Genomic DNA, 1,912 nt, shown 5'->3' with positions numbered 1-1,912 from the left:
AATCTGACGGGGGTCGAGATCGTCGGGGCCAACTTCACCTCGACCAATTTCACCGGCGCGGTACTGACGGGGGCCGAGGCCCAGGGCTCGTCCTTCGTGCGCGCCAATCTGTCGCGCGCCGACCTGTCGGGCGCCGAACTGCACGGCGTAAACTTCAACGGCGCGACCTTAGCCGGAGCGAATTTTTCGAGCAGCGAACTGTTCGGCGCCACCCTGGCCAACGTCCGCGCCGTCGGGGCCAACTTCAACGACGCCGAGATCAACGCCTCCAACCTGTCCGGCGGCGATTTTTCCAACGCCTCCTTCCACGAAGCCAGCCTGGACGGCGCCCGCCTGACCGGCGCCACCTTCACCCGCGCCGACTTCAACGACGCCTCGCTGCGCCGCACCGACATCCGGGGCGCCGACCTGTCCGGCGCGCGCAACCTGACCCAGGACCAAGTCAGCGAGGCCTGCGGCGACGGTTCCACCCGTCTGCCCGGCCGTCTGACAGCTCATGCCTGTCGCGGAACCATTCGGGTGATCCGCACCCCGGCCGCGCCGCCGGCGCCGCCTGCCGTGCGCCACTTCGTCAGCGCCGGGAACTAAGGCCCGAACCGCACTAAAAAAGGGGACGCCTCGCGGCGTCCCCTTTGTCGTATTCGGCGATGTGCGGCCGTTACACCTTGATCGGCACGGCCGTGCGGATGTGGACGTCCTTTAGCTGGCGCTCTTCCGCCTCGGTCGGGGCGTTCATCAGCAGATCCTCGCCCTGCTGGTTCAGTGGGAAGGCGATGACCTCGCGGATGGCGGTTTCGCCGGCCAGCAGCATGACGATGCGGTCGATGCCGGGGGCCAGGCCGCCGTGCGGCGGCGCGCCGTAACGGAAGGCGTTCAGCATGCCGCCGAACTGCTCCTCGACCACCGAGGCGTCATACCCGGCGATCTCGAAGGCCTTCAGCATGATCTCGGCCTTGTGGTTCCGGATCGCGCCCGAGCACAGCTCATAGCCGTTGCAGACGATGTCGTACTGGAAGGCGCGGATGGTCAGCGGATCCTGAGTCTCCAAGGCCTCCAGCCCGCCCTGCGGCATCGAGAAGGGATTGTGGCTGAAGTCGACCTTCTTCTCCTCTTCCGACCATTCAAACATGGGGAAGTCGACGATCCAGCAGAACTTGAACTGGTTCTCGTCGATCAGCTTCAGTTCCGTGCCCACGCGGGTGCGGGCCAGGCCGGCGAACTTGGCGAAGACCGACGGCAGGCCCGCGGTGAAGAAGGCGGCGTCGCCCTTGCCCAGGCCCAGCGACGACATCAGGGCCTCGGTCGGCTCCTGGCCCAGGTTCTTGGCGATGGGGCCGCCCCAGGCGCCCTGGTCGTCCGACCAGAAGATATAGCCCAGGCCGGGCTGGCCCTCGCCCTGCGCCCAGGAGTTCATGCGGTCGCAGAAGGCGCGCGATCCGCCGGTCGGCGCCGGAATGGCCCAGACGGCGTTCTTCTCGTCGGCGCCCAGGATCTTGGCGAACAGGCCGAAACCGCCGTTGCGGAAGTGGTCAGACACCACCTGCATCTTGATCGGGTTGCGCAGGTCCGGCTTGTCCGAACCATACCACGCCATCGACTGGGCGTAGGTCAGGCGCTCGAAACCCTTGTGCTCGAACGTCTCGCCGAAGTCGTTGGTGAAGACATGGGCGCCGTCGATGGGCGACACCGGTTTGCCCTCGCCGAACTCCTCGAACACGCCGTGCATCAGCGGCTCGATGGCGGCGAAGACGTCTTCCTGGGTCACGAAGCTCATCTCGACGTCGAGCTGGTAGAATTCCAGCGAACGGTCGGCGCGCAGGTCTTCGTCACGGAAGCAGGGCGCGATCTGGAAATAACGGTCGAAGCCCGAGACCATCAGCAGTTGCTTGAACTGCTGAGGCGCCTGCGGCAG

At 66.3% G+C, this 1,912-nt stretch carries 2 protein-coding genes; one reads left to right on the top strand and one right to left on the bottom strand.

The window, feature by feature from the left end; genetic code table 11:
- A partial coding sequence (locus Q7J26_RS13265; protein ID WP_304936879.1) for a pentapeptide repeat-containing protein occupies window positions 1-588 on the top strand: 588 nt, incomplete at its 5' end.
- Between the two features lie 70 nt (window positions 589-658).
- Here Q7J26_RS13265 and aspS read toward each other — a convergent pair.
- On the bottom strand, window positions 659-1,912 hold a 1,254-nt coding region (aspS, locus tag Q7J26_RS13260; protein WP_304936878.1), incomplete at its 5' end, for an aspartate--tRNA ligase.

The sequence above is a fragment of the Brevundimonas sp. genome (genome assembly GCF_030656255.1).
GTDB lineage: Bacteria > Pseudomonadota > Alphaproteobacteria > Caulobacterales > Caulobacteraceae > Brevundimonas.
The sequence above is the reverse complement of the archived record's forward strand: the minus strand, read 5'-3'. Positions and strand labels throughout refer to the sequence as shown.